Genomic DNA, 3,291 nt, shown 5'->3' with positions numbered 1-3,291 from the left:
CGGGCCGCTCGTCGTCCAGCCGGGAAGACTTCTTACCGGCCCGCTTCTTCATCCGATAGCCAAGCCACGACTTTACGACTGCAAGGCCAGACACCTCAAATTCCCAGACTTCGGGCGCAACCGGGCCGAAGCGGCCATCACCCACCGCAATCTCACGTTCCGCTGGGTTGTAAGAATATTCCTCAGGGTAGTGCTCCGGGTCGGACGACACGCCCTTTATTGTCGTCGCCTTGCCCTGCGGAACCTCATTACCGTGCCCTTCGCCTTGGAAACGTTCGGCATAGGTATGCAACCAGATCAGCTTGCGTCCGAGCTTCGCCGCCTCAGCAAAGGTCGCGCCATCCTTCGTCAAGGGAACGCGCGGGCCAGGTGTTTCAAGCTCATTCCAGAAGCGTCGGCTGTAAGACTGGCCGCCAAGTAGCGCATAAACGTAGGCGGCCAAATCCTCAGGCGAAGGCGTGGTGCCGTATTCCTTCCCGAGTGCGTCCAGTAGGCCGGCGGTCACGTTCGGTTCGGCCCCGGCGGCATCTCGATAGAGGGGGATCACGTCTTTGCCGCCGAAAGAGCCCCGAAAGAAATGTTGGTCCGGGATGTCAGGGGACACCGAACAAATTTGCCCATTGCCGCAAACAAGAGAGTCTGGGCAAATGAGGAAGGTCTGATTCTCGCTCGCGATACGTCCCAAAGTTGGGCGGATGTAGTCACCAACACGCACATCATAAAACGAATATTGCCGGTCAAAAGACCGATACCCATACCGGACAGACTTTGGGGGAGGGCTGTCGGCTTTCAGCTCACAGATCGGCGGCTCGGAATACCCTGGTAAGTCGGCACCGCGCGCAACGTGGGTAATCTTCCTGTCTCGCGTTTCCTTAAACAGCGATTTCCTATCTTGTCCCTTAGCTCCGCTAAGCAAATTCCACCGCGCTGAAAGTACCTCTTCAGTCTCGCCAATCGGCCAGCTGCGATAATAGACCGCCCCGGCAGTATGATAGGGGAATAAATCAACAACTTTCGGCCAGTCGAAGTAGGCACCCGTGCCAATGGGCATCATAGGGGCTTGCCATTCTTCGGAACAATCCTTCCAATCGAAGGCCGAAAGATCCACCCGTCCCGCAATTTCCCTTAGCTTCAAGTTGCGGGAGGCTGCATCAATCTTCGTATAGCGGACTTTGGCAGGTGTAGCAGGGTCGGGCTTATCGCCACGCACGCCTATCGCAATCGCAACAGGTATCTGAATGGAAAAAACATTTGGCGTCTTTCTCGCGCCAAGATTGTCCCCGCCCAAATCGATTATCCACAACTCGTCGAAGTTGCGGCGCATAGCTTCCCTCATGCCAACAAAGCCGGGTCCGACAAGATAGCTAGAAGCTGTGATGAAGCTGATAATACCCCCGCGCGTCTGCTTTTCAAACATCCGCCAGAGTGCCCAGCGCCAGAAGTAGACATAATCATTAAAGATTACCTGCAAACTTACGCCTTTCTTGGCGTCCCGGGCGGGCTTTAGGAAGTTCTCAAAGATTGGCGGCTCGCCCTGTTTCTGTTGCTTCGCTCCCCCAGCGATCTGGTCACCGAACCGAACCCACCCGCCTTTGTTTGCTTTCGTGCCATCTTGGTTACGCCTCTGTCGGTCATAGGGCGGGTTGCCAAGGCATACGAGTATGTCACCATTCTGCTTCACTCGCCGCGCAGCCTCGTGTTCCAGCGTGAGAGCCTTGTGCGTCAGATCAAGACCGCCCGGCGGGGCTTTATTGGGACTCGACAGCGTGTCGGCTAGGTAGATGTTCAGCCGCTTGCCGAGTTTCTCCTCCGGCTCGCCTGCCGCTTCCTTGGCGTCGTTCATCGCGCCTTCCAGCGCCTGTGTCAGCCGCAGGTGAGCAACGGCATAGGGGCCGACAAGCACCTCGAACCCGTGCATGTTCCCGGCCATCTGTCGCGCTCGAGCTGCGACCGCGCCAGGGCCAGAGCGCTTGCGCACCTTTTCCAACCCATGTTTCACAGCCGCGACGGGATAGGTCCCGGTGCCTACAGCGGGATCAAGAAACACGACGCCATCATCGGCAAAGCCAAGCTTTTTATCGAACCTCTTTTCCAGAAGCTCCGAAGCGAGGCGAACCTGCAATTCAACGACCTCGCGTGGGGTATAGTAGACACCGTAATCCTTGCGCAGCTTCGGGTCGTAAGCGGCAAGGAAGTCTTCATAGAAATACAACCAGAGGTCAGGCTTTGATTTCAGGAAGTTTTTTGGATCTAACGCTTCTAGCGATCGGCGCAGCAACTCGAAGCCTACCACCAGTTCATTGCGCGCGGCCTCCTGCCCAAGCAGTTTAAGCGTCTGAGCCAGCAGACCATTGTTCGCGTCCAGTGTTTTCGCCGCCTGTGACGGGTCCAGCTCCGTCGCGCCAGACAGCCGAGCCAGCAGCATCGCGTAAGTCACGGTCTGGGCATAGGCATCAGCGAACTTGGCATCGTCAGCATCAGGGAACAGAAACTGCCGCCACTCATTCGAGAGCAGCCGTACCGCCGATCCCTTCTGAGACAGTGCATTTTCCACCTCGCCGCGCAGGAAACGGGTCAGGGGTGCGAGGTATCGGGCCAGCGGTGTTGGCTGATGTGGCACAACAGGCTTCCAGCGCAGGAACGGCTCTAGCAGTCGGGCGAGGTCGACCAAGTCGGTTCCGCCGATGGCGGCTTTGCCCTTCACGGTCGGATCGTCGGTCAGCTTTACGATAGGGCAGCCTTCCGCTCGCTCACCTGAATGGTAGAGCGCCCATTCTCGTCCGTCCGTATAGATTAGGTTCGGCAGACCTTTCAGCTTGGCCCACTGCTTCTTGTTGTGGGGACCTTTCAGCTTCGGTGCGTCGGCTCCGAAGCCGGGGGCCTTCAACTCGACGTATCCACAAATCAGACCGTCGACATATATCGCTATGTCAGGTCTGACCTTATGTTCAGGGAGGTGCGTCTCGGTCCTGGTTTGAACATTCAGCCCGAGCTTTGCGCCAGCGGCCTTGAATAGCTCCGCCACATCAGGCTTCAACTGGTCCTCTGCCGAGGCCGATCCAGGCAGAGCGAACTTTGCTCTCAGGTTGTCCGCGAAATTTTCAAGATCGACTGCGTCCACTGCCCGCCTCCTACAACTTGTTCTTGTTTCTTGAGAAATAGCGGATGGTTGTGCCCAAGGATACAACGAAAGCGAGTGGCGTCGGGAGGCCGCGATTGAATGGTCGGTTTGAAAGTTGAGGTGCTGCATTCAAAACGACCAAGATAGGTGTGCGAAGCGGACGTTGTTCA

1 protein-coding gene is annotated in these 3,291 nt (G+C 57.0%); it reads right to left on the bottom strand.

Going from position 1 to position 3,291, the window contains the following annotated elements:
• A partial coding sequence (locus tag ACFDS3_RS19930) for a type ISP restriction/modification enzyme (RefSeq protein ID WP_375264075.1) occupies positions 1-3,121 on the bottom strand: 3,121 nt, incomplete at its 3' end.
• Between the last annotated feature and the right edge of the window lie 170 nt (positions 3,122-3,291).

Source organism: Palleronia sp. (assembly GCF_042089775.1).
Taxonomy (GTDB): Bacteria; Pseudomonadota; Alphaproteobacteria; order Rhodobacterales; family Rhodobacteraceae; genus Palleronia.
The sequence above is the reverse complement of the archived record's forward strand: the minus strand, read 5'-3'. Positions and strand labels throughout refer to the sequence as shown.